Source organism: Corallococcus terminator (assembly GCF_003611635.1).
GTDB classification, from domain to species: Bacteria; Myxococcota; Myxococcia; order Myxococcales; family Myxococcaceae; genus Corallococcus; species Corallococcus terminator.
In genome coordinates, this window is sequence record NZ_RAVZ01000004.1 from 76,560 (window position 1) to 98,487 (window position 21,928).

A 21,928-nucleotide genomic window follows, 5' to 3' on the forward strand; every position below is an offset into this window, starting at 1 on the left:
GGCGCACGGTTCCTGACCTACGGCACGGGGCCGGCGAAGGAGGTGAAGAAGGGCGGCCGCTTCAGGCCCTTCCCACAGTCGGGCGTGAGGCCCTCCACGCTGCCGCGCGTGAGCACCTCCGCCATCAGCGAGCGCGCGCAGTCCGCGCCCACCGTGTTGTGTCCCAGCCCCGGCACCACCACGTGCAGGCTGTGCGACAGCGTTCGCTTCGCCTCTTCACCCCAGGGCGGCGGCGTCACCGGATCCAACTCGCCGGACAACAGCAGCGTGGGGATGTCCGACACCACCGGCGCGCGGAAGCTCTTCGGCACGGTGGAGGAAGGCCACTGCGCGCACGCCTTCTTCACATCCATGGCCATGCGCGAGCCGAACCACGTTCCCTTCGCCTCGCGCTCGGCATCCTCCACGGTGAAGAAGGGCGCGTCCTCCGCGCACACCACCGCGAGGAACATGCCCCGGCTGGTGGTGCGAGCCACCTCGTCCGTGAGGCCCAGCGACAGCGCGACGAAGGTCGTCCAGTCGTCCTTCGACGCGCGGTCCAGCATCAGCGGCACCAGCGACGCGACGTCCGGGCTGTAGAGCAGCGCGAACAACTCCGCCGTGAAGACGCGCCGGGTGAGCACGAAGTCCTCCGTCACGCCCGTGCGCGGATGGGGCAGGCGCACCTTCGCGGGGGCGGCGTCCAGCTTCGCGAGCAGCGCCTCGGTGCGCGCTCTCAGGTCCGGGTACGCCGTCGCGCAGACGGTGTCCTTCGTGCACGCCTCCAGCAGCAGGTCCAGGGCGCGCTGGCCGTCGCGCGCGGCGTACAGCGGCAGGTACTGCCCCATGGGGGCCACGCCATCCAGGATGGCGGTGCGCACGCGGTCCGGGTGCTGGCGCATGTACACCAGCGCCGCGCGCGTCCCGTAGGAGATGCCCCACAGGTTCACCTTCGCGTAGCCCAGCGCCTCGCGCACGTCGTCCAGGTCGTCCATCGCAATGGACGTGGTGTAGAGCCGCTCGTCCGCCTCCCAGCCCTTGCGACACTGGGGCAGCACGTCCGCGTCCTCGCGGTCCGCGAAGCGCTCCGCCAGCGACACGCGTGACGGATTGAGCGCCTCGCAGTCCAGCGGGTGCGAATCCCCCGTGCCGCGCTGATCCACGAAGATGATGTCGCGCTGACGGCGGATCCGCTCCAGCGCGGGCAGGATGCGCGTGCGCGAGGCCGCCTGGCCGGGGCCGCCCGCCAGGAAGACCAGCGGATCCTCTTTGGGCTGCGATGCGAGCGCGGGCACCACCACCACGCGCAGCGAAATCTTCCGTCCCGTCGCGGCGGCCCGGTCCTCGAAGACCTCCAACGTGCCGCACAGCGTCTGCGCGGCCACCCCGTCCAGGCGGCACGGCTTCAGGGCCATGCGCCGCATCGCGGCGGAGGCCGTTCCAGCGCCTCCTGGAGCATCCATGGTGGCACCGCTGGAGGGGCGGGAGCAGCCAGCGAGCGCCAGCAGCGCCGTCAGCGCGAAGAGCGCCCACGGTCCACGCGGGAGCCCGGCGGGCGCTCCCGGGGAGGTGGCGAGGGGGTGAGAGAAGATGCCACCTGTCACGGCGGGCCAACCTCCGGCGCGGGGGAGTCCCTGGCCGCATACCACTGGTGTGCGGAAGGTGCACCCTCGCCGCCGGAGGCCCGGTCCTGGACGCGATTGAATCCCGCGCGCCCGGGGTGCGTCCTCTGCTACGCCCATGCCCATGAAGAATCGCGCGTTCCTGGTTTTGTTCGCCCTGTCCATCACCATGCTCAGCGGCTGTGCCGCGCTCCAGAGCCTGCTGAGCGGCGCCTTCAAGAAGCCCACGATGAAGTTCAAGACGGCGCGGCTGGCGAATGCGTCGCTGTCGGATGCCACGGTGGACCTGGTGTACGAGGTGGACAACCCCAACAGCCTGGGCCTGAAGCTGGCGTCGGTGGACTACGCCTTCTTCGTGGAGGGCAAGCAGTTGGTCGCGGGCAAGCCGAAGAACGGCCTGGCCCTCAAGTCCAACGGCAAGAGCGAGCTCGTCTTCCCAGCCAACGTGAAGTTCGCGGACATCGCGCCGGTGGTGACCACGTTCCTCAACAAGGACGCGGCGGCCTTCAAGGCGCAGGGCACGCTGGGCATCCAGACGCCGCTGGGCGTGCTGAAGTTCCCGCTGGAGAAGGAGGGCACGTTCCCGGTGCCCAAGATTCCCCAGGTGCAGTTCCAGTCCCCGCGCATCACCAATGTCACGCTGAGTGGGGCCACGGTGCAGTTCCCCCTCTCCATCACCAACCGCAACAGCTTCCCCCTGCCGGTGGCGGGCATCACCGGCGCCATCAAGGTGGCGGGCGCCAACGTGGGCACCCTGTCCACGGGCAACCTGGGCATGCTCGAAGGCAGCGGGACGAAGCAGGTGACGCTGCCTTTGACCATCAACTTCGCGAGCGCGGCGTCGGCGGCCATGGCCCTGCGCTCGGGCGGCAACGCGCAGGTGAGCATGACGGGCAACCTGACCTCGGACGCGCAGTCCGTGCCCCTGAACCTGAGCCAGTTGGTCAACTTCACCAAGTAGCCAGGCGCCCCAGGGTGGGGGGCTTGCAGGGGAGCAGGCGGTGCGCGGCCCACCGGGGATGTTGTCCTCGGACGGGGGAGCCGTTACGGTTGCGCCGCTTCCAGAGGGCCCCCCCGCCATGCGCCGTATCCTCTTCAAGTCCAAGATCCACCGCGCGACGGTGACCCAGGCCGACCTCGACTACGAGGGGTCGGTGACCATTGACCGCGACCTGCTCCAGGCCGCGGACATCCTCCCGTTCGAGAAGGTCGCGGTGTGGAACGTCACGCGCGGCACCCGGCTGGAGACCTACGCCCTGGAGGGTCCGTCCGGCAGCGGCGTCATCTGCATCAACGGCGCCGCCGCGCACCTCAACCAGCCAGGCGACCTGGTCATCCTGGCCACCTTCGCGGAGGTCGAGGAGGCGGAGCTCACCGCCTGGAAGCCCACGGTGGTGTTCGTGGACGGCAAGAATCGGGTGGTTCCCGGCATCACCGAGGAAATCCCCGGCCCCGCGCGCCGTATCGCCTGAGGACGGCCCCCGGGGTCCGGCTCCTTTTGCCGGCCCTGGCCCCGTCTGCCATGCTCCCTGCCCTTTCCTGTAGGCGTGGGGGCGCGGGCATCCCCCGTCCCGGAGGTGATGGCGCGATGAGGTGGACGTGGGCGGGCCTGCTGGCCCTGGCGTGTATGGGCGCGGGCTGCAGGTCGGCGATGTACCAGAAGGACCCGAACGAGGAGGACGCGATGTCCTCGAACGTGCCGGTCTTCCCCGCGCCCGCCAAGAACCGCTGCGCCGCGCTGGGCAAGGCCTCCGTGCGCAGCGGCTGTGACGACGCGTTCTACCTGGCCAGCGAGTACACGCGGCGCCTGTCGGTGGGGGACGAGGTGTGCCTGGAGGGCGGCTTCGGCGAGGAGCCGGGCGCGGCGTGCAAGGCGCGCGCGTCGGTCATCGACACGGGGCCCAACCGGGTGAAGGTGGAGATCCGTCAGGCTCGTCCCGACTCGCGGTGGTTCCAGGCGGAGATGCGGCACGCCTGGTACGAGGAGGGCGCGCTGGTGGACCTGTATCTGGCCGAGCGGGGTTACTAGACGACAGGCCGCGAGCGCGGCCGCAAGGAGGAGGACATGGCCTTCTACGACGGCGTGACGGAGCGGCTGGGCTTCATGAAGAAGCTCACCCCCGCGGAGCTGAAGAAGCTGGGCGCGGTGCGCCTGTCGGACCTCATCCAGCAGGAGGTGGGGCGCGCCAAGGTGCGCGTGGCGGCGCTGGAGAAGCGCTACCCGTCCGCGAACACCAAGGAGCTGGCGCAGCGGCTGGTGGATGAGAAGAAGAGCCTGGCCAGCATGGTGGGCGGGGTGAGCGGCGTGTTCGGGCTCATCTCCCTGCCGGCGGACCTGGTGTTCATGGCCTACCTGCAGATCATCCTGCTCACCGACGTGGCCACGCTCTACAAGGCGAACCTCAAGACGGAGCGCGCGCGCGGAGAGCTGTTGGACCTGTTCGGCTACGCGAACGGGCTGGGGCCGCTGCACCGCTCCGGGCCCAAGGTGCTGGGGAAGCTGGCGGCGCTGCTGCTCGCCAAGGGCGGCATGAGCACGCTGGGGCGGGCCATGCCGCTGGTCGCCGCGCCCATCACCGCGTACCTCAACAACCAGCACATCCAGATGGTGGGCGAGCAGGCCGTGCGCTTCTACGAAGGCTTCGACAAGGCGCACGCCAAGGCGAAGTCCGCGAAGCGCAGGGCGAGCGGGGACTGAGCCGCGGGCGCGGCGCTAGAAGCGCGGGATGACAGCGCAAAAGAAGACCGCCTCCGAGGACCGCTTCTCCACGTCGCTGGGGTTCGCGGATGTCCACGTGACGGACGCGGGCCACATCGTGGCGCTCGCGGGCACGCCCCATCCGACCGCGGACTACGGGCACGTGTCCGGCGACGACCTGTGGGACTTCGATGAGGGCATCGCCTGGAACCAGCCCTGGTCCGACACTGTGTGGATGGATCAGGTGACGGTGGAGGAGGACGAGGTGGACCCCTTCGCGCCCTCCTACGAAGTGGATTTCAACCGGCTGCTGATCCACGACGGCACGGACTGGAAGCGGATCCGCCTGCCCAAGGCCCTGCCGTACGGACACGTGGCACCGGTCCTCCAGGTCCTGGGTTTCTACTGGGGCCTGACGGCCTTCGGCGTATCCGCGGTCGCGTTCAAGGACACCTCCGGCGCGTGGACCGTCGAGGAGGTCTCCGGTCCCCCCGGGCTCGACCTGGAGAACGGCGTCGCGCACGAAGGCATCAGCTACGTCATCTGCTCCACGAATGGCCTGGGGCGACTCACGCCCACCAACAGGGGGCCGCTCTTCGAGCGCCTCAAGGCGAAGCAGAAGGACCTCCGGGGATTCTTCACCCACGGGGGCACGCTCTTCGTCTTCGGGGATGAAGGCCTGTGGACGCTCCAGGGCGAAGCGCTGGAGCCCCGCTACCTCACGAAGGCGGGGGTGCGGAGCGTCCACCCTGGACCCGACGGTGGGCTCTACCTGTCCACCCACGAAGAGGTCCTCTTCCTTCCGGCCGGGAGTGACAAGGCCACACCCATCGCGCTGCCGGAAGGTCGGCTGTATTCGGCGGCGTCCTTCCAGGGGCACCTGTTCGTCACGGTGGGTCCCCAGGTCCTTCGCATGGGGGGGACACGGCACGAAGCGCTGGAGGTGCCCACGCCCGCGCCGGGATTCGCGAAGCTGAAGGTCACGGGTGGAAGGCTGTGGGCGGTGTACCCGCACCATCTGGCTTTCTCGACCGATGGGAAGTCCTTCGACGCCGTAGCCTTTCGCTGACGCGCGAAGCGCCAATTGAAAATCACCGTGTCCGACCCGGCCGATATGTCCGTCACGTATCCACGTTGAGTCCCATGCGGGCTTTGCCCGCGGAACCCCAGGGCGGGGCTGGCGTGGCCGGATGCTGGCCCATCTCCGGGATGGAGGGGTGGATGACGGAGCTCTCGGTGGATGTGCGCGTGCAGGTGGCTCGGTTGCGGAACCTCCTTGTCGATGCGGCCCGTTGCGGCGCCCTGGCCAGCCCCCTGGCGTCCCTGCCACATCCCCGCTGGGAGCCCCTGGAGCTCCAGGCCCTCTGGTGGCTGCGCGCGGAGTGTCTGCTGCCGGTGGGCGAACTGGCCCATCGCCTGGGTGGACTCGCCATGCCCCGCTTGAGCCGGCTGGTGGACCGTCTGGAAGAGGGGGGACTCGTGCGCCGCGAACGTTCGGTGCGCCATGACCGTCGGCGTGTGCGCGTGCGCCTCACCGACGCAGGCCGCGCGGTCGCGGAGGAGGCGGATGCGCTGGTGCAGGAGCGCATGGCGCGGCTGCTGGCCCCGCTCCAGGGCGAGACGCGCAGCGCCCTGATGGACATCCTGGAGCTGTGGGTGGAAGCACTCGGCGTCCAGGCCCGCGCCACCGAGGAAGAGGAAGAGGACGGCGCCACGCCGACCCTCGTCGCCGACGAAGTTCTAACCGCCTCCGCCGCCTGACAGGGACCCGCGCGAGGCCTACAGCCTCACCTCGATGACGCCCGAGCGACGGCACGCCTCCACCCCGTCGCCCTCCCAGTCCGAATGCCCCTCCGCCTGCACCCGCACCTGGAGCAGTTCGGAGCGCACCGGCCCCAGGGGCCACCGTCCATCCGTGCGCGTCTCCCCGCGCACGGGCGGCATCGAGCGGTCCCCACCGTCCGCCGTCACGAGCGCCCCGACCACGGGACGCCCTTCGTGCGTGACGCGCACCTCGCAGGAAGGGGCCGGGACCTCTTCCGCCGAAAGTTTCACCTCGACGTCCGCGTCGTCCGCGCCTGCACGTGCCTCGGTGCTCGGGCGCAGCGCATAGGGTGAAGACGCGGTCTGCACCCGGTACGTGCCGGGCTCCAGCAGGGACACCGCGACGTCGTCCTTCTCGGGGATGAACTCCTGCGCGGCCACATCACTCCAGGCGCCTCGCGCATCGCGGCGCTGGAGCAGGTACACCGGATAGGGGGACTGCGCCTGTGATTGAAGCTGCACCCGCGTGAAGCCATCCATCCGCAACACCAGCCACCGGTACACCGGCATGCGCCACACCACCTCCGCCGTCCCGGCCGTCTCCGCCGTGGGTGTGAAGGTGAACTCCGCATGCGAGGGCGCCATCGGCCGTCCCGCCTCCCCTTCCTCCCGCCACACCGTGAAGCGCGACGCGCGCCAGGTCGGCACATCCGGCACCGTGAAGCGCCCCTCCACGTCCACCGGCACCTCCCGGCCCTCCTCCGTGCGCAACACCGCCGGCCCCGCGGACCGTGACGTCTGCCCCAGCAGCACCCGGCCCCGCAGGGTGACCGTGCCACCCACGCCTTCGGGGAACAGCCGAGCCACGTCCAGCGTCACCGTGCCCACCGCGCCCTCGCGCAGCGGCACGTCCACCGGCCCCCCTTCCCTTCCCGACGGCGCGCGCAACCACAAGCGCACCGCCCGGTCCGGAGGCAGCGGCGCCAGCGCCGTGTCGCCGTCCTTCACGAGCGGCACCGGCAGTCCGTCCTGGAGCGCCACCATCAACTCCGGCGCCACCAGCCGCAGCACCACCAGCAAGGCACTGGCCCGCTCCGCATCCGCCGGATCCACGTCGCGCTCGATGCGCACGGAGAACGCCCCCGCCGCATCCCTCGCACCGGCCAGCCGCACGCGCACGCCCGTGGGCCGCGTCGCCCGCAGCTCGCCTGCGTCCAGCGTCCCTGACTCCGGAACAGACACCGGCACGTGGTCGCCCCACCAGAACGTCCCGTCCGGCTCGAACGCGACCAACTGGTAGCGCGGCGCTGGAGGCACCTCCAGCGGCCCCAGCACTCCGCCCTGCGCGGAAGCGGTGACGGGCGCGGTCACCCATCCGCGCACGTTGGCCAGGTCCTCCAACCGCGAAGGCCCCGCATGTTCCCCGCGCGCCTGCCCCTGCTTCCACCACCGCAGGTCCTCGTCGGAGATGAACGCCGCGCCCACGCGCGCCTCTCCGACGAACGGATGCGCCCCCTCCAGCGTCGCCCGCAGCCACAGGCCCGCGTCCGCCGCCTCGCGTGTCTCCACCGCGGGGACAACTTCGCGCACCCCCGCGTCCGCGACCTCCACGGACGCGAACGGCACCGGGACGCGCGGTGGTTCGTCCTTCCGGGACGCGGCCCACCACGCAGCCAGGAGCACCGCGCCCAGGAGCACACCGGTCAGGACCTGCTTCCAGCGCATGCGGCGTCAGTCCGTGTCGCTGTTGGAATACAGGGACAGCCACACCGGCGCGTGATCCGACAGCCGCGTGACGTAGTCCTTCGTGTTCCCGATGTAGTCGCGGCCCGTGCTGGAGAATTCCGTCACGTAGGTGTCCTGCAACCAGAAGTGGTCATACGCGTTGGCGAAGCCCCCGGTCGAGTTCAGCGTGGTGGGCGTATCCAGCCTGCACGTCACCGCGGGCGATACGGCCTTCAATTCGCTCCAGGAGGCATGGGTGCAGGCCATGTTGTGGTCGCCCACCAGGATGACGTCCTGGTCGGTGCCGCTCGAGGACTGCACGGACGCGAAGACCGCGTCGATGGCCTGCGCCTCCAGCGTGCGGTCCGCCGCCACGCCCCACACCGTGTGCCAGTTGAGGAACGTGTAGTCCGCGCCCGTGGGCACGTGGCGCACCTTCACCACCTGCGGCTCGCGCTCGAACAGGTCTCCCGTGTCGCTCCACACCGTGGACGACAGGAGCGACACCGTGTCCGTCCGGTACAGCACCGCGTACGACTCCTTGTAGGACGACCTCCCGATGAGCGGCGTCACCGCCGCCGTCCACGTCATCCCTGAGACCTGCGTCAGGTTCTGCGCGATGGCCTGCGCCGCCGCCGCGTTCATCACCTCCTGGAGGAACACCAGGTCCAAGCCGTTGTTCGACGTGCTGCCCGAACCGAACTGGTTCCACAACTGCTGCGCGTCCTCCAGGTAGGTCTGCTCCGCCGCCCATCCCTCGTGGCGGAGGTTCCAGCTCACCACCCGCAGGTAGGAGCCCGCCTGGGACAACGCGGGAAGCACCAGCACGGTCAACACCAGCACACGCGACAAGAAGGACGACCCTCTCATGCGACGGCACCTCGGGCCTGCGGGGAAGACAACACCCCATCTTCCGCAAGCCCGGCCCCCAGGGACAGCAAACCTTCGTGGAAAGGAGGTCACGTCCACCCCGTGACCCTTCCCAGCCCGGGAGGCCATCCTTAAATGCAACTTGATTGCATATGGATCTTGATGGCATCTATTGCGGGCCCCTGGCCGGAAGGCGAGGCGGCTCGCGCACCGCCACGGGTGCGTCCTGAGGGGACCCATGAACCGCATCGTCTGGAGTGTTGGAGGCACGGGGGTGGTGCTGTCGTGTCTGGCGCTCGGCTGGCTCCAGCGCCCCGTGGAAGTTTCCGCCGACGCGATCCCCACCCCACCCTCCGTCACGCACCCGACACCCGTGGAGCCCTCACCACACCCCGTGGCCGTCGCCCGGCCCGCGACGGTGCGGGAGGCCGCGCCCGCCGAGCCCCTGGCCGAGCTGGAGCCTCCCCCGGAGGCACTCCTGGACGCGGCGCTGAAGGTCCAGGGGCCTCCCCAGCCGGAGCTGCGCGACCGCGCACGCCGCGCCCTGCCGGACACGCGCGTGCGGCTGGTGAAGGCCCTGCGCGCGGACCACGCGAGCCCCCAGGCCCGCCGCGACGCGGTGCTCGCCGAACTCACTGCGTCCGGTGACAGCGCGGAGCCGTGGACGCAGGACGCTCGCGCCGCGCTGGATTCGTGGCACGAGCGGATCAGCCGGGACGTGCGGCCCGTCCAGGCCGAAGCCCCCCACTGCTACGCCGCGGGCTGCGTGTCGCGCGTCACCTTCCCGGACGAGGCGTCCTTCCGCGACGCCTGGGAGCGCGCCTCCGGCCTCTCCCCCAGCGCGCACAGCGCCCACCTCCAGCTCCCACCCGAGCGCCTGCCTTCGGGCGAGGTGCGCGTCCCGTGGCTCGTCCTGCGCCCGGACCGCTCCTAGCCCCTGCCCTCACACCCCGCAGCACCCATGCCCAGGAGCCCCCCATGAAGAAGCACCTGTCCACCCATGCCCTCGTCGCCGCCAGCGCGGTCTTCCTGCTCGCCGGTTGCGGCACCACCGAGGAGCAGACGCCGGAAGCCGCGGCCCCCATCACCCAGCAGTCGGAGCTGCTCGCCGCCTGCCAGGACACGGAGGAGTTGGAGGAGGTCGCCGAACACTCCTGCTTCCACGCCGAATACGGCCCCTTCGAGGCCGTCACCGCGGCGCCCCTCGGCGGTCCATCCTTCGTGGACGTGAGCGTCGGGCACACCGCGTACAACATCACCCTCCCGGCCATCACCTATCAGCAGTGGACGCTGGGCTACGCGGGCTCCGTCATCTTCACGCCAGAGGAGTCCAACGAGTACGCCCTCCTCACCTCCGGCTACCGCGCCGTCCGCATCGTCAACGCGGCCACGAATGAGGAGGTCGGACTGGAGTGCCGCTACCAGGTCCCGCAGGAGGTCTGCGGCACCCTGCGCACCGCCGTCACCGCGGACCTGGAGGGTGGCATCGACTACCGCGTGGACTTCGCGGCCGTCGTCCCCCAGGCCGCCACCTTCCTGCTCGTCATCGAGGAGACGGCGCACGAAGGCCACGAGGAGTAACCCCTCCAGGGGCGTCTGAAAGAAGGCCCGGGACCGCCACCGCGGGCCCGGGCCTTCCCAACATCCGACAACTTCTGTATCTCAATTGCATCTACATCCAGACTCCAGCTAGGAAGTCCCCCCATGCGCATCCCGTTCCGTGCCCTCCTCCTGGCCGGCAGCATCGCGGCGCTGACCGCCTGCGGCGGCGACGCCGGGCCCGACGACGGAAACCCGCAGGAGCAGACCGACCCGTGCAAGCCGAACGGGCACATCCACCGGGAGCCGGAAGGCGACTGGTGTCACTGCGACCGGGGTTACCTGGCCAGCGAGCAGGGCCTGTCGTGCGTACCGGACCCGGACTACGTCCCGCGCGAGGGCTTCGACTTCGGCGACAACGGCGAGCACGCCTGCTTCCACGTCACGAATGGCCCCTTCTCCACCGTCACCGCGTCCCCCGACCGGCAGCCGCGCGTGGACGACTTCCACACGCACTACACCGTGAAGTTGCGCCAGGAGAACGGCCAGTCCGTGGGCACGTTCAACTTCAAGGCGTGGGCCACCGGGGACTTCGTCCTCTTCGTGAGCACCCCGGACATCGCCGTCACCGTGAAGGAAGGCGAGCGTGTCATCGACCCCGTCGCCACCCAGGCCACCGGCCCCTTCTGCGACGGCCTGAAGCAGATGGTCGGCTACGAGCTGACCGACAAGGTCCAGTACACCGTCACCTTCGGCCCCACCGCGTTCACCGAGCTCGGGCTCGTCATCGAACACCTCCAGTGACCCGGGCCTGGAATCACCCGGGAAACTATTGCAACTGAGTTACCTTTACGGCATGACCTCAGCCACCGGGCGCACCGGCGGCTTGAAGCCGCATGGCACCCCGCGCCCGGCATCCCGAAAGGAACAACCCCATGATGAAGACGAAGCGCACCGCGCTGAGCGCGCTGTTGTCGTTCGGCCTGGTGGCCTGCGGCCCGATGGAGGAGCCGGAGTCCACGTTCGAGGCCCAGGGCTCGCAGGAGTTGGAGGCCGGTTGCACGTCGATGGGCACGGGCATCACCACGCACGCGTGCGCCCACGCCGGCAACCCCACGGACCACGTGTCCATCACGGCGAACGCCACGCGCACCACCAGCGCGCCCGGCATCAGCACGAAGCACAAGGCCTATGACCTCGCGCTGCCTTCCGGCGCGGAGGGTTCTGTGACGTACGTGCCGGCGACGACCGGCTCCTACGCTTTCTACCGGACGCAGAACGTGCCCATCACCGTCGTCAATGGCAGCACCAGCGCCACGGTGGCCTCCGCGCTGACGCACGCCGTGTCGGCCTCTGGCTGCTCGCTCGTGTCCGTGTCCGTCTACGACCTGACAGCCGGCACGACGTACATCGTCGCGACGGGCCCGGCGACGGGCAATGCCATCACGGTGGTGCCGGAGTTCCTCAACGACACGCGCACCCGCTACTACCAGGATGCGGACGGCGACGGGTACGGCAACAACACCACCTCCGTGCTGACCGCGTGCACGCCGCCCTCCGGCTACACGACGCAGCGCTTTGACTGCAACGACACGCCGGGCTCCGGCGCCGGCATCAACCCCGGTGCCACTGAAATCTGTGGCAACGGCATCGACGACAACTGCGACGGGTCGCAGTGCTAGCGCGCTGACCCTCCGTCCCACGCTGACGCGGACCTGAACAAGGTCTGCTCCCACGCTGGAGCATCTCCCTCGGAAGGGTGCTCCGGCGTGGGCCTTTCCCCCGTGACGTCCCCTGAAGGAACCGCCCCGATGCGTCCGTCCTCCGCCGCCTTCCTGTTCGCCACCTGCGCTGTTCTCGCCCTGACCGGCTGTGATGACGAAGAGCCCACCGTCACGCCGGACGCCGGCACCCTGGCGGATGCGGGCTCCGACGCGGGCACCAGCGCCGACGCGGGAACGGGCTTTGACGCCGGCACCGACCCGACGTCCACCGCCACCGTCACCACCTCGCAGCCAGGCGAGGGCGCCACGGACGTCTACCCGCTGGAGATGTACCTGGACACCTCCGGCGAGAAGCCGCTCATCGCCTTTCGCAAGGTGCTCTCGCTCAGCTTCAGCGAACCCATGGACCCCACCTTCGCGCAGGTGACGCTGCGCGACCGCACGGACTCCACGGTGCCGGCCCGCGTGCTCACCGGAAGCTGGTCCGGGGATGCGCGCACGCTCACCGTCACCGTGCCGCGCACCGAGGAGAGCACCCGGCCGCTGGAGGTCTCCACGCGCTACACCGTGGAGCTGACCGCGTTGAAGGACGGGGCCGGACACGCGCTGGCGCCAACGACGTCAGGCCTGGGCGACGGCGCGCTGGACTTCACCACGGGAGCGCGCGACCCGGCGCTGGAGCACGCGTGCGCGCACACGCTGGTCAACACACCGGAGGCCGTCACCGCGGGCCGCACGCCCTTCGACTTCCCGCCCGACACGCACACCGGCCACGCGCTCTACGACGTCACCCTGCGCTCGGGAGAAGCGGGCTTCGGGGGCTACACGTCCTTCATCTCCGACCCGGAGAACCCCGAGCACGTCACGCTCTACCTGGACCAGGAAGTGGCCACGAAGGTCACCAACGACACGGCGGGCGGGACGGACGTGGCGTCGGTGCTCGCACCCGCGCGGTTCATCTGCGGCGGCATCACCCACACGCTGACGTTCACATCCGAACCCGGGGATCAGATCTACCTGTTCCAGTTCGGACCCGTGCCGGCGGAGAAGATTCAATTCGTGCTGGAGCGCGAATAGCCAGACACGTCCAGCGGGGAGGGGCCCACGTCCACCAGGACAAGGTCGCCCTCCCCGGCGGTCCGATGCGGCGAAAAGGGCGCGCTCGTTACGGTGAAGCCCCACCCCGAGGCCCACCGCATGCGCCAGCCCATCCCCCACAAGCCGCTCGATCCCCATGAGGAAGTGCAGACGCTGCCCCACTACCTGGTGGGCGAAGCGCTCAATGGCGTCCTCTACATCTCCTCGCCGTCCGTCGCGCGTCGCAAGGGCCTGTCCTCGCTGCTGGGCCGCTCGCCGGAGGGCTGGTGGTGGACCTCCGAGCCCCGGCTGCTCCTGGGCCAGGACGTGCTGGTGCCGGACCTTGCGGGCTGGGTGGGCGGACGGCCCCCGACGATGCCCAATGGCTCCTTCATCGACCGCGCGCCGGATTGGATCTGCGAGGTGCTGTCGCCCGCCACCGCGAAGCTGGACCTGGCCACGAAGCTGCCCCGCTACGCGAGCGCGGGCATCCACCACGCCTGGGTCATCAACCCCGTGCACCACGTGCTGGAGGTGTTCCGTCAGGAGCACGAGCGCTGGGTGTTGAAGAACATCTTCGTCGACGAGGACCGCGTGCGCGCGGACCCCTTCGGGAACGTGGAGCTGACGCTGACACCGTTCTGGCAGCCGGGCTGAGCTCCCGCCCTTCCCTTCAGACCGCGGGCTCCCACGCCCCGGTGAAGGCATCGAAGCGCCGCACGTTGACGCTCAGCGCGCGGTGCACCTGGGTCTCCGGCCCCACGTCCACGACGGTGCCCTCCGTCGGCACCGTCAGCCGGTCGAAGCGCGTGCCCGTGAACCAGCGGTGCGGCTGTGCCTCCAGCGCGAACAACCCCTCGTCGTCCAGGTCCGCCTGGATGGGAACGAAGTCCACGCGTTGCAGCTCCACGGGAGGCGGGAAGTCCATCGCGATCCGGAAGGGCACTCGCGCTTGCGCCTGCGTCGCGACGCCTTCCAGGAACAGGGAGCGGCCCTCCATCACGTCGCCCTCCGCTCCCAGCGCCCGGGAAGGCGGCTGGAGCAGCAGCGACAGCGACCGCGCCACGCCCGCGATGCCCGGGGACTGCCCCAGCACCCGCGCCTGTCCCGCTTGCGCGAGCAGGTCGAACACCACCTCCCGGTCCCACTCGCCCAGCACGCGACCTCCGGAGAAGAAGTCCCCTTCGTGCGCGTGCGCGGTGGGCAGCAGCAGGTCGCCCACGCGGCGCAGCAGGGCCTGGGGCTGGAGCGGCGAGGCCTTCTCGAACAGGTAGATGGGGCCCAGCACCATGCGCGCGGTGGTGAGTGCCACGCGCCAGCCGGTGTCCGTGGTGAAGACGCCGACGGTGTCCTCACCGGGCGCCAGGGCCGTGCGCAGGCCCATGCGGAAGGTGATGCTCCGACCGCCGGTGCCGGACAGCCCGCACGCGTGGACGCCCGCCACGAGCGCACCGCCCAGGAGCCACGTGAAGGCACGACGCGAGGGACGCAAGGCAGAGGTCATGGCCGGTCCTCCTGGAGGTCCAGGTACACGGTGAGGGTGCCGCGCACGGTGCGCGGGGCACCGGCGGAGAAGTGGCGCGTGGCCAGCAGGGACGCGGGCGCGTCGGGACCGCGGAAGTTGGACACGTAGTTGAACTCGGACTCGCGCCAGCGCGCGTCCAGCAGGTTCTCCACCGTCACGCCCAGCTCCACTGCGCGCCAGCGGGCGCGGGCCGCCACGTCGAAGAGGAAGATGGATTCGCTGTAGCGGTCCAATGGCAGGGGCTTGGGCCCGATGGCGCTGTGCCCCAACGCCAGGCTCCACCCCACCGGCTGCCGGGCCACCGTGGCGGTGCCGCGCCACGCCGCGTCCACCCGGCCCAGCACCTGCGGGATGTACGGAATCACCGCGCCGTCCCACAGCCGCCACGAGGACGCACCGGGCAGCGGCTGCGTGGCGCGGGCCCACGCGAGGCTCGCCTGCACATCCAGCCGCTGGTTCCACTGGAAGCGCGCGGTGCCAAAGGCGCCCAGCCGCTGCGACGGGCCAATGGGCTGGTTGCGTCCCGTCGTCTCGCTGAACACCAGATCCTGCGACACGCGCGTTGCGAACACCGCGCCCCGGACCTCCAACGCGGAGGCGCCCGCGTCGTCGGCCCAGCGCCAGCCCAGGCCCGTCTCACCGGAGGTCACCCGCGCGTACGGTGCGAACTCCGCGTCGGACAGGCCCGCGGCGTCGCTGGAGCGCGCACCCAGGCCCGCGCTGGTGAGCCACGTGAGCTGGGGCGTCAGGCGCACCTCGGCACTGGCGCGGGGGCTGGCGAAGAACCCGTAGGCCTCCACGGACTCCTCGGGGATGCGCGAGCCCTGCCGGTCCGACTCCGGACGGTTCAGGTCCTCCACGCCGAACAGGAAGGTGTCCACGCGCACGCCGCCCCGGAGCGTGAGCCATTCCATGGGGGCCCCGCGCAGCGACAGGTACGCGCCCAGGTTCGTGGTGCGCACCTGGTTGTCGAAGACGGTGGCATAGGGCGCGCCGCCCTTGTCGCGCAGGCGCCGCGCGCGGGTGTGCACGTTGTCGTAGCGGGCCACGTACCCCAGCTCCAGCGGCTGGGGTTGGCCCGCCCAGGTGAGGCCCGGGGTGTAGCGCCCTCGCAGGCCCACGGTGGTGCCCTGGTAGGACTGTTCGGTGTTGTCACCGCGCTGCGCTTCTCCAACCGGGGGCGTGTCCTGGAGGAAGCCCGTGAAGTTCTCCCGGCTGCGCATCTGGCGCGTCACCGCGAAGGCCTGCTGCACGAAGCGCCCACCGCGCTCCAGCCGCGACACCAGCTCCACGGACGCGAGGTGCCGCTGGCTCGCGCCTCCCTGGTTCGGGTCGTAGAGACAGAAGAACTGCGAGTCCGCGTCCGCGTCACAGGGCAAGCGCGCGTCCACGACGTCCGTCTCGCGCACCACGCCGGCGGTGGAGAAGCGCGCACCGTAGCTGGCGCCGAACAGGCGCAGCCGCGTCTCCGGTCCCAGGCGCAGCTCCGTCTGGGCCATCAGGCCCGCGTTCGCGTACGCGCGGTTGGGGCCGAAGCCGTGGCCCTGGCGCAGCAGCACGCCGACGAAGGTGGCGTCGGTGGACTCGGGAGGTCCCCACACCAGGGACAGCCGGCGCGACGCGAAGCTGCCGTAGCTGGCGGACGCGGTGATGCCCCGACGCTCCAGCCCGAGCTGGTAGTCCACCGTGCCCGCCACGCCGAAGTCGCCCTGGGAAGGGTCATAGGGTCCCTCCGTCACACGCAGCGACTGCACCAGCTCCGGGATGATGAAGTACGTGTCCGCGTAGCCGTGGCCGTGGGCATGGGAGACCTCGTTGAGGGGCACGCCGTTGAGGCGCATCTCCACGTCCTTGCCCTCGCCCGCGTCGAAGCCGCGCAGGTAGATGGTCTCCGCGTGGCCCTCCCCGCCGTGGTTCGCGAGCATCACGCCCGGCGCCAGCAACAGCAGGTCCGTGGCCGAGTTGCGCGGCACATCCGCGAGCTGTCCCACCGTGATGTGGAAGTCCCCCACCGCCACCGGAGGCGGCGCGACGGATTGTCCTCGCACCGTGGTGGAGAACGACGGCGGCTTCGGGCCTGGAGGAGGAGTGTTTTCTTCAGTCGAGGAAGTCGCCACCCCTCCTGGTGAAGCCGACGGCTCGAACGTCACCGGCACGTCCACCTGGACCTCCAATGCCACATCCCCCCGGCGCGCGGGCTCGAAGCGCCAGCGCAGGGCCGCCGCCATCGCCGCCCGGTCGAACGGCACACCTCCCGACTCGCGCACGTCCACCCGGGACACCTCGCCCGTGTCGTCAATCGTCAGGCGCAGCAGCACGTGCACTGCTTGCGTCAACGCGGACGCGTCCGCCGGCATCACGGGCGGCGCGGCGTCCACGGGCACGGGGGGAGTCACGGGCACTTCGGGCGACGCGCTCAACAGCCAGAGCACCAGCGTCGGGATGAACACAGGCAACGACCTCGCTCCACGGTGACCACCCGACGCAGGCGGTCCTCCAGACAGCGCCCCGTGGATATCGCAACCCGCACTTGACTTGCAACCATGTTACAAATACCAACCTGCTGCATGAGCATTCGACGCAACCAGGCCCGGTGGACGCGCCTTCCCCTGTTGCTGGGAACGCTGGGGCTCGCGGCCACCGGCTGCGGGGAGACCGCGGCCCGGGGTGACGTGCGGCTGACGCTGAGCGGAGGCGATGGCACGCAGCGCGGCTACGCGGATCACCTCTTCCAGGACAACTGGTCCGTGCAGTTCAGCAAGTACCTGGTGTCCGTGGGGGACTTCACCCTCACCTCCGCGGCCGGGGACGTTCACGCCTCACCGGAGCACGTGCTGGTGGACGTGCAGAAGGGGGACGTGCCGCTCAGCGGGCTGACGGGACTGGAGGCGGGGCGCTACGGCGTGGGCTTCCGGGTGAGCCCGCCAGAGGCGCGCACCGTCGCGGGCGACTCCGTGTCCCCTGACGACCTGGCGATGATGCGCGAGCGCGGCTTCAGCTACTTCGTGGAGGGCCGCGCGCAGCACCGTGACCCCGCCCGGGGCCTCTACACCTTCCACATGGGCTTCCCCGTCAACGCGCGGATGGTGGACTGCATCAACGGCGTGGACGGGACGCAGGGCCTGGTGGTGCCGGAGGGCTCCGTGGCGGAGGCGGAGCTCACCATCCACGCCGAGCACATGTTCTACGACCGGCTGGGCACCCACCGTGGCGTGCAGCTTCGCTTCGAAGCCATCGCCGCCACGGCGGACGCGAACCACGTCATCACCCCGGAGGGGCTGGCATCCCAGGACCTGCTGGACCTGCACGGCCTGGACGGCGGCGAACTCCGGGACGCCCAGGGGCAACCGGTCGTCTACCAACCCGGTGCCTATGACCTGAGGACGCTCCAGGCGTTCGTCACCCAGAGCATCGTGGACCAGGCGCACCTGAATGGCGGCGGGGTCTGCACCGCCGCCGCGCCGTAGGGGCGCCTGCCCGCGAACGGGCAGGGGCTCGGCCAGACGTCAGGCTTCCGGGGCGCTGCCCTTGGCCTTGCGCTGCTCTTCGACCTCGCGCTTCACGTCATCCATGTTCAGCGCGCGGACCTGCTTGATGAGGTCCTCCAGCGCCGCCTGGGGCAGCGCGCCCGGCTGCTCGAACAGGAGGATGCCGTCCCGGAACACCATCAGCGTGGGGATGGAGCGGATCTGGAAGGCGCCGGACAGGTCCGGCTGCGCGTCGGTGTCGATCTTCCCGAACGCGATGTCCTTGTGCAGCTCGGACGTCTTCTCGAACACGGGCGCGAACGCGCGGCACGGGCCACACCAGGTCGCCCACCAATCCAGCACGACGATGCCGTCCTTGCCCACCGTCTCCTTGAAGTTGTCCTTCGTGATCTCGAGCGTCGCCATGAACGGCCTCTCTTTTTCCGGTGTCTGGGGGTGAAGGTCGGGTCCTAACGAACTTCCAACAACTCCACCTCGAACAGCAGCGTGGCATTCGGGGGAATCACGCCGGCCGCGCCTCGAGCGCCGTAGCCCAGGTCCGGCGGGATGGTGAGCTTGCGGATGCCGCCAATCTTCATGCCAGCGACGCCCTGGTCCCAGCCCTGGATGACCTGACCCGCGCCCAGGCTGAACGAAAAGCCCTGTCCCCGGTCCCGGCTGCTGTCGAACTTCGTGCCGTTCGTGAGCGTGCCCACGTAGTGCACGGTGACCTTCTTGCCCGCGGTGGCCTCGGCCCCGGTACCCACCTTCACGTCTTCAATGCCCAAGCTCATGTGCGCGACTCCTTGGCGGGAATCCACCGTGGAAAAATGCGCACTCTAACGGCGCTCGCAGCCTTCCGCCGCTCTGAACGCCCGCCCGCTCGGTGAAAAAAGCACGAGGGCGGCGAGGCGCCGGTCGATTCCGGACACCCTGCCGCCCCGCCCCCGGAATGACGGAAAAAAGAGAGAGGCGGCGAGGCTCCCGTTTCCGGGCTCCCCGCCGCCAGCTCCTGCCATGGATGTCTTCATTCAGGCTTCAGCTTCAGAACGTGCCACCCACGTTCAGCGACGCGTTGTAGCTACCACCGCCCGACGGGTCGCCGCCGCTCTCGATGTTGGGAGCGAACTGCTTGTCGAACAGGAAGTTGTAGCTACCGCGCAGGTCCGCCGTGAAGTGGCCGAAGTGGCCGCGCACGCCCACACCCGCGGGCACGTTGCCGACGGTGTCATCGCTGTAGCCCAGCGCTTCGCCACCGCGGAAGTGGTAGTTGCTGATGCCGATGCCGCCCAGCAGGTACGGCTGCACCGGCGTCGGAGTGATGGCGAGCGTCAGGGCCGCCTGACCACCGTTGCGGACCAGGTCCGGACCGTCGTCGGCACCGAAGACCCCCGCGTCCTTGATGTTGTTCAAGGCGCCGGAGTAACCGACTTCGATGCCCAGCACGGACGTCGGCTTGATCGACGCCGTCACGCCCGCGGACGGACCGGGGGCAAGCTGCGGAGCCAGGGCGCCGGTGTAGCCTTCCACACCACCGCCGATGAGCAGCGTCAGACCTTTCGTGTCGCTCTTGCTCTTCTTCTCCACCTCCAACGGCTCGATGTCGTCAGCCGTCGCGGAGGGGCGGAAGTCCGTGGCCGGCGCGACGCCGCTGCCACCCGTGGCGTCCGCGCTGGACGACGTGCCCGACAGATCGCTCTCGCTCGTGCTCATGTCACTCGCGGGAGGCGGAGGCGGCGTGGGGGCCACGGGTGCCACGGGGGCCGCCGCGGGAGGCGGAGGCTCGACGGGCGCGCTCGACTGCGGCTCCGTGATGCCGCCGCTGCCGCCCGTCCCCGACTGTTCCACCGGTTCGCACCGCAACTGCTGGTTCAGGTAGATGGCACCACTTCCCCCGGTGCCGCTGGTGCTCGGGCTCTGGGAGTCATCCATCGACGCCGAACCGCTGCCTCCAGTCCCCTGGAGCGACTCATCCTGCGGAACCTCCTCCAGGATGATGTCCTCCTCCTGGACCGACTCAGGCGCCGCCTGCGCGCTCTTGTCCTGGTCCATCTGGGCCTTGTCCTTGTGGACCGCGGCCTGCCCTGGAGGGCAATCCTTCTCCGCCGCCGCCGCACCCGTTCCGTACATGAGCGCCGCGACGGCGCCCGCCAGAATCTTCGCTTTCATCCCATACCTCCATCGTCGACTGACTGACATGAAGGTTGTCGTGCGAGCCACATCCGGCAAGGCATTGACGGGGAATCAAGGACAGCCGCCCCGCTCGCCCCCCCAGCAGGCGAGGAGACGTGGTTTCAGAGCCACTTCACAGGGGAGAGGGGCCCGTCCGCCTCCCTCCCCTGCGTCAAAGGCAGACATCCTTCAGGCGTCGCGAAGCCACGCCGAACCGGTAACGACAGGCAGTTGCAGCGCGCGTTCCCGGTCCAGGTCCAGGTTGCCGATGTGCAGCGACAGCGGGGCCTGCACCCACTTGTAGATGGACTGCTGGAACAGCTTCACGAAGCGGTCCACGTAGCCCCCCAGCCGCTGCGCCTCCACCTCCGGGAACATCGCGGTGAGCGCGGTGCGCATCTCCGACGGCGTGAGCTTCTCGCCCGCGTGCAGGTAGAAGCACGCGTCCAGGATGGGGAAGGGCATCAGCTCCTCCTCGCCCACCTGATCATGCGCGAGCTCCGGGCCCGCGGGCTTGGCCAGCACCTTGCGGATGCCCTCGTAGCCGGTGGTCTCCTGGAGGTAGTCCAAGAGGTACATCACCACCGTCTTGGGCACGTTGGCGATGACCGCGAGCGCGCCCATCAGGTCGCCGCCGATGGTGGTGTAACCCACCGACTTCTCACTCATGTTGCCCGTCTGGAGGAACAGCCCGCCGCAGGAGTTGCTCCAGTTCCACATGCGCTGCGCGCGGATGCGGGCCTGGATGTTCTGCTCCGTGATGGGCGTGAGCTTCGTGTCGCCCAGCATCTGCTGAGCCGCGGCCTTCTCCCGCTCGAAGGCCTCCTCGATGGACACCACCTGGAAGGCCACACCCAGCTCGCGCGCGATGGTCTCCGCCGCGTCGCGCGTCTGCTGACTGGAGTAGGGGCTGGGCATGTAGAACGCCTGGATGAGCGAGCCCGGATTGTCCGGCCGCGCGCGCTTCGCGTACCGGTGCGCGATGAGCAGCGTGAGCAGCGAATCCCGGCCGCCCGACAGCGCGATGCCGAACAGCTTGAAGGCGCGCGTCTTCTCGAAGTAGTCGCCCACGCCCAGCGCCAGCGCGTCCAGGATGTCCTCGCACAGCGCCACGCGCGCGGGCCTGCGGGTTTCCGGAGCGGGCAGGAAGAAGCTGCGGTGCGCGGGCACCGGGTAGGCCAGCTTTTCGCGCTTCGTCTTCACCTGTGTGCAGTCCACGGTGGGCACCTTCTGCCCGCCGGACGTCACCCAGGACTCGCGGTCCACGCGCCAGGTGGTGTTCTCCGTGCGCAGCCGCAGCGTGCGGTCCAGGTCCACCACCGCGGTGGTGTAGCCCTCCTGGAAGCGCGGCGTCTCCAGCACGGGGCGGCCGTTCTGGTTGATGAAGCCGCCGCCGTCGAAGATGAGGCCGTCGTTGCTGCCCACCGCGTTCGCGTACGCGATGGTGACCTGGTGGTCGGAGGCTCGCGTGGCCAGCAGCTCACGCCGCGTGTCCCAGAAGCCCAGCCGGAAGGGGGACGCGGACAGGTTCACCACCAGCTCGCCGCCGGAGTACGCGCGGCGGCGCATGGGGCCATCCGCGCTCCAGATGTCCTCGCACACCTCCGGCGCCACCACGCCGAAGTCGAACTGGAACAGGTAGTCGCCCAGCGGCACGCCCCGGTGCGTCTCCGCCATGCCCGGCTGGCCGTGGCCGAACGTGCGGCCCTCGTAGAAGACGTTGTAGGTGGGCAGCTTCTCCTTGGGCACGAGCCCCAGCACCCGCC

General features: G+C 70.0%; 22 protein-coding genes. 13 read left to right on the forward strand and 9 right to left on the reverse strand.

Translation table 11 applies throughout. The features are described 5' to 3' along the window. Positions 1-17: 17 nt before the first annotated feature. On the reverse strand, positions 18-1,583 hold the full coding sequence (locus tag D7V88_RS01370) for an alpha/beta hydrolase (RefSeq protein WP_372241061.1): 1,566 nt from the start codon (positions 1,581-1,583) through the stop codon (positions 18-20). A gap of 136 nt (positions 1,584-1,719) precedes the next feature. On the opposite strand from D7V88_RS01370, the gene D7V88_RS01375 reads away from it, so the two are divergent. The 6 genes from D7V88_RS01375 (at position 1,720) to D7V88_RS01400 (ending at position 6,060) form a co-directional block, all read left to right on the forward strand. Beyond that, positions 1,720-2,562 carry an LEA/WHy family protein gene (locus tag D7V88_RS01375; RefSeq protein WP_120538763.1) on the forward strand — a complete coding sequence of 281 codons (843 nt, stop codon included), beginning with the start codon at positions 1,720-1,722 and terminating at the stop codon, positions 2,560-2,562. A 118-nt stretch (positions 2,563-2,680) separates the two neighbouring features. Further along, a complete protein-coding gene (gene panD / locus D7V88_RS01380) occupies positions 2,681-3,073 on the forward strand; it encodes an aspartate 1-decarboxylase (protein WP_120538764.1) in 393 nt (130 codons plus the stop codon). 116 nt (positions 3,074-3,189) lie between these two features. Next, positions 3,190-3,630 (forward strand): hypothetical protein, encoded by a 441-nt coding sequence (locus D7V88_RS01385; protein WP_120538765.1) that lies wholly within the window; start codon positions 3,190-3,192, stop codon positions 3,628-3,630. Positions 3,631-3,666: 36 nt separating this feature from the next. Next, a complete protein-coding gene (locus D7V88_RS01390) occupies positions 3,667-4,299 on the forward strand; it encodes an EcsC family protein (protein WP_120538766.1) in 633 nt (210 codons plus the stop codon). A 28-nt stretch (positions 4,300-4,327) separates the two neighbouring features. Continuing rightward, positions 4,328-5,368: an NADPH-dependent FMN reductase family protein gene (locus D7V88_RS01395; protein ID WP_120538767.1), complete on the forward strand. Its 1,041-nt coding sequence runs from the start codon at positions 4,328-4,330 to the stop codon at positions 5,366-5,368. Positions 5,369-5,520: 152 nt separating this feature from the next. Next, the gene (locus tag D7V88_RS01400) at positions 5,521-6,060 is read left to right on the forward strand and encodes a MarR family winged helix-turn-helix transcriptional regulator (RefSeq protein WP_120538768.1); all 540 of its coding nucleotides are present in this window, start codon (positions 5,521-5,523) and stop codon (positions 6,058-6,060) included. Between the two features lie 18 nt (positions 6,061-6,078). Here the strand turns inward: D7V88_RS01400 and D7V88_RS01405 are convergent, their stop codons facing one another. Both D7V88_RS01405 and D7V88_RS01410 read right to left on the reverse strand, forming a co-directional pair. Beyond that, entirely contained in the window at positions 6,079-7,788 is a 1,710-nt protein-coding gene (locus tag D7V88_RS01405; protein ID WP_120538769.1) for a carboxypeptidase regulatory-like domain-containing protein, read from the reverse strand. A 6-nt stretch (positions 7,789-7,794) separates the two neighbouring features. Next, positions 7,795-8,658 carry an endonuclease/exonuclease/phosphatase family protein gene (locus D7V88_RS01410; RefSeq protein ID WP_120538770.1) on the reverse strand — a complete coding sequence of 288 codons (864 nt, stop codon included), beginning with the start codon at positions 8,656-8,658 and terminating at the stop codon, positions 7,795-7,797. Positions 8,659-8,896: 238 nt separating this feature from the next. Here D7V88_RS01410 and D7V88_RS01415 point away from each other — a divergent pair, with 238 nt between their 5' ends. From D7V88_RS01415 to D7V88_RS01440, 6 genes are all read left to right on the forward strand, one after another. Further along, positions 8,897-9,592, forward strand: coding sequence for a flagellar biosynthesis protein FlhF (locus tag D7V88_RS01415; RefSeq protein WP_120538771.1), 696 nt, complete (start codon positions 8,897-8,899; stop codon positions 9,590-9,592). 44 nt (positions 9,593-9,636) lie between these two features. Then, a complete protein-coding gene (locus D7V88_RS01420; protein ID WP_244237898.1) occupies positions 9,637-10,239 on the forward strand; it encodes a hypothetical protein in 603 nt (200 codons plus the stop codon). A gap of 123 nt (positions 10,240-10,362) precedes the next feature. Beyond that, entirely contained in the window at positions 10,363-11,001 is a 639-nt protein-coding gene (locus D7V88_RS01425; RefSeq protein WP_120538772.1) for a hypothetical protein, read from the forward strand. 131 nt (positions 11,002-11,132) lie between these two features. Continuing rightward, entirely contained in the window at positions 11,133-11,879 is a 747-nt protein-coding gene (locus tag D7V88_RS01430) for a putative metal-binding motif-containing protein (protein WP_120538773.1), read from the forward strand. Positions 11,880-12,008: 129 nt separating this feature from the next. After that, on the forward strand, positions 12,009-12,998 hold the full coding sequence (locus tag D7V88_RS01435; RefSeq protein WP_120538774.1) for an Ig-like domain-containing domain: 990 nt from the start codon (positions 12,009-12,011) through the stop codon (positions 12,996-12,998). Positions 12,999-13,091: 93 nt separating this feature from the next. Next, entirely contained in the window at positions 13,092-13,655 is a 564-nt protein-coding gene (locus D7V88_RS01440) for a Uma2 family endonuclease (RefSeq protein WP_147448562.1), read from the forward strand. A 16-nt stretch (positions 13,656-13,671) separates the two neighbouring features. Here the strand turns inward: D7V88_RS01440 and D7V88_RS01445 are convergent, their stop codons facing one another. Together D7V88_RS01445 and D7V88_RS01450 are read right to left on the reverse strand one after the other, a co-directional pair. Beyond that, positions 13,672-14,502: a hypothetical protein gene (locus D7V88_RS01445; RefSeq protein WP_120538776.1), complete on the reverse strand. Its 831-nt coding sequence runs from the start codon at positions 14,500-14,502 to the stop codon at positions 13,672-13,674. After that, positions 14,499-16,973: a TonB family protein gene (locus D7V88_RS01450; protein WP_120538777.1), complete on the reverse strand. Its 2,475-nt coding sequence runs from the start codon at positions 16,971-16,973 to the stop codon at positions 14,499-14,501. Before D7V88_RS01450 ends, D7V88_RS01445 begins: the two co-directional genes overlap by 4 nt. Positions 16,974-17,090: 117 nt before the next feature. Here D7V88_RS01450 and D7V88_RS01455 point away from each other — a divergent pair, with 117 nt between their 5' ends. Continuing rightward, on the forward strand, positions 17,091-17,990 hold the full coding sequence (locus D7V88_RS01455; protein ID WP_244237899.1) for a hypothetical protein: 900 nt from the start codon (positions 17,091-17,093) through the stop codon (positions 17,988-17,990). A gap of 39 nt (positions 17,991-18,029) precedes the next feature. Here the strand turns inward: D7V88_RS01455 and trxA are convergent, their stop codons facing one another. From trxA to nadE, 4 genes are all read right to left on the reverse strand, one after another. Then, the gene (trxA, locus tag D7V88_RS01460) at positions 18,030-18,416 is read right to left on the reverse strand and encodes a thioredoxin (protein WP_120538779.1); all 387 of its coding nucleotides are present in this window, start codon (positions 18,414-18,416) and stop codon (positions 18,030-18,032) included. Between the two features lie 44 nt (positions 18,417-18,460). Then, positions 18,461-18,784: an FKBP-type peptidyl-prolyl cis-trans isomerase gene (locus D7V88_RS01465; protein WP_120538780.1), complete on the reverse strand. Its 324-nt coding sequence runs from the start codon at positions 18,782-18,784 to the stop codon at positions 18,461-18,463. Between the two features lie 250 nt (positions 18,785-19,034). Continuing rightward, the gene (locus D7V88_RS01470; protein WP_244237900.1) at positions 19,035-20,159 is read right to left on the reverse strand and encodes a hypothetical protein; all 1,125 of its coding nucleotides are present in this window, start codon (positions 20,157-20,159) and stop codon (positions 19,035-19,037) included. A gap of 192 nt (positions 20,160-20,351) precedes the next feature. After that, the coding region (nadE, locus tag D7V88_RS01475) for an NAD(+) synthase (protein WP_120538785.1) at positions 20,352-21,928 on the reverse strand (1,577 nt) is incomplete at its 5' end.

Coding starts and splice junctions, on each gene's coding strand:
- D7V88_RS01375 (WP_120538763.1), top strand. CDS start 1,720: ATGCCCATGAAGAATCGCGCGTTCCTGGTTTTGTTCGCCCTGTCCATC.
- panD (WP_120538764.1), top strand. CDS start 2,681: ATGCGCCGTATCCTCTTCAAGTCCAAGATCCACCGCGCGACGGTGACC.
- D7V88_RS01385 (WP_120538765.1), top strand. CDS start 3,190: ATGAGGTGGACGTGGGCGGGCCTGCTGGCCCTGGCGTGTATGGGCGCG.
- D7V88_RS01390 (WP_120538766.1), top strand. CDS start 3,667: ATGGCCTTCTACGACGGCGTGACGGAGCGGCTGGGCTTCATGAAGAAG.
- D7V88_RS01395 (WP_120538767.1), top strand. CDS start 4,328: ATGACAGCGCAAAAGAAGACCGCCTCCGAGGACCGCTTCTCCACGTCG.
- D7V88_RS01400 (WP_120538768.1), top strand. CDS start 5,521: ATGACGGAGCTCTCGGTGGATGTGCGCGTGCAGGTGGCTCGGTTGCGG.
- D7V88_RS01405 (WP_120538769.1), bottom strand. CDS start 7,788: ATGCGCTGGAAGCAGGTCCTGACCGGTGTGCTCCTGGGCGCGGTGCTC.
- D7V88_RS01410 (WP_120538770.1), bottom strand. CDS start 8,658: ATGAGAGGGTCGTCCTTCTTGTCGCGTGTGCTGGTGTTGACCGTGCTG.
- D7V88_RS01415 (WP_120538771.1), top strand. CDS start 8,897: ATGAACCGCATCGTCTGGAGTGTTGGAGGCACGGGGGTGGTGCTGTCG.
- D7V88_RS01420 (WP_244237898.1), top strand. CDS start 9,637: ATGAAGAAGCACCTGTCCACCCATGCCCTCGTCGCCGCCAGCGCGGTC.
- D7V88_RS01425 (WP_120538772.1), top strand. CDS start 10,363: ATGCGCATCCCGTTCCGTGCCCTCCTCCTGGCCGGCAGCATCGCGGCG.
- D7V88_RS01430 (WP_120538773.1), top strand. CDS start 11,133: ATGATGAAGACGAAGCGCACCGCGCTGAGCGCGCTGTTGTCGTTCGGC.
- D7V88_RS01435 (WP_120538774.1), top strand. CDS start 12,009: ATGCGTCCGTCCTCCGCCGCCTTCCTGTTCGCCACCTGCGCTGTTCTC.
- D7V88_RS01445 (WP_120538776.1), bottom strand. CDS start 14,502: ATGACCTCTGCCTTGCGTCCCTCGCGTCGTGCCTTCACGTGGCTCCTG.
- D7V88_RS01455 (WP_244237899.1), top strand. CDS start 17,091: ATGAGCATTCGACGCAACCAGGCCCGGTGGACGCGCCTTCCCCTGTTG.
- trxA (WP_120538779.1), bottom strand. CDS start 18,416: ATGGCGACGCTCGAGATCACGAAGGACAACTTCAAGGAGACGGTGGGC.
- D7V88_RS01465 (WP_120538780.1), bottom strand. CDS start 18,784: ATGAGCTTGGGCATTGAAGACGTGAAGGTGGGTACCGGGGCCGAGGCC.
- D7V88_RS01470 (WP_244237900.1), bottom strand. CDS start 20,159: ATGAAAGCGAAGATTCTGGCGGGCGCCGTCGCGGCGCTCATGTACGGA.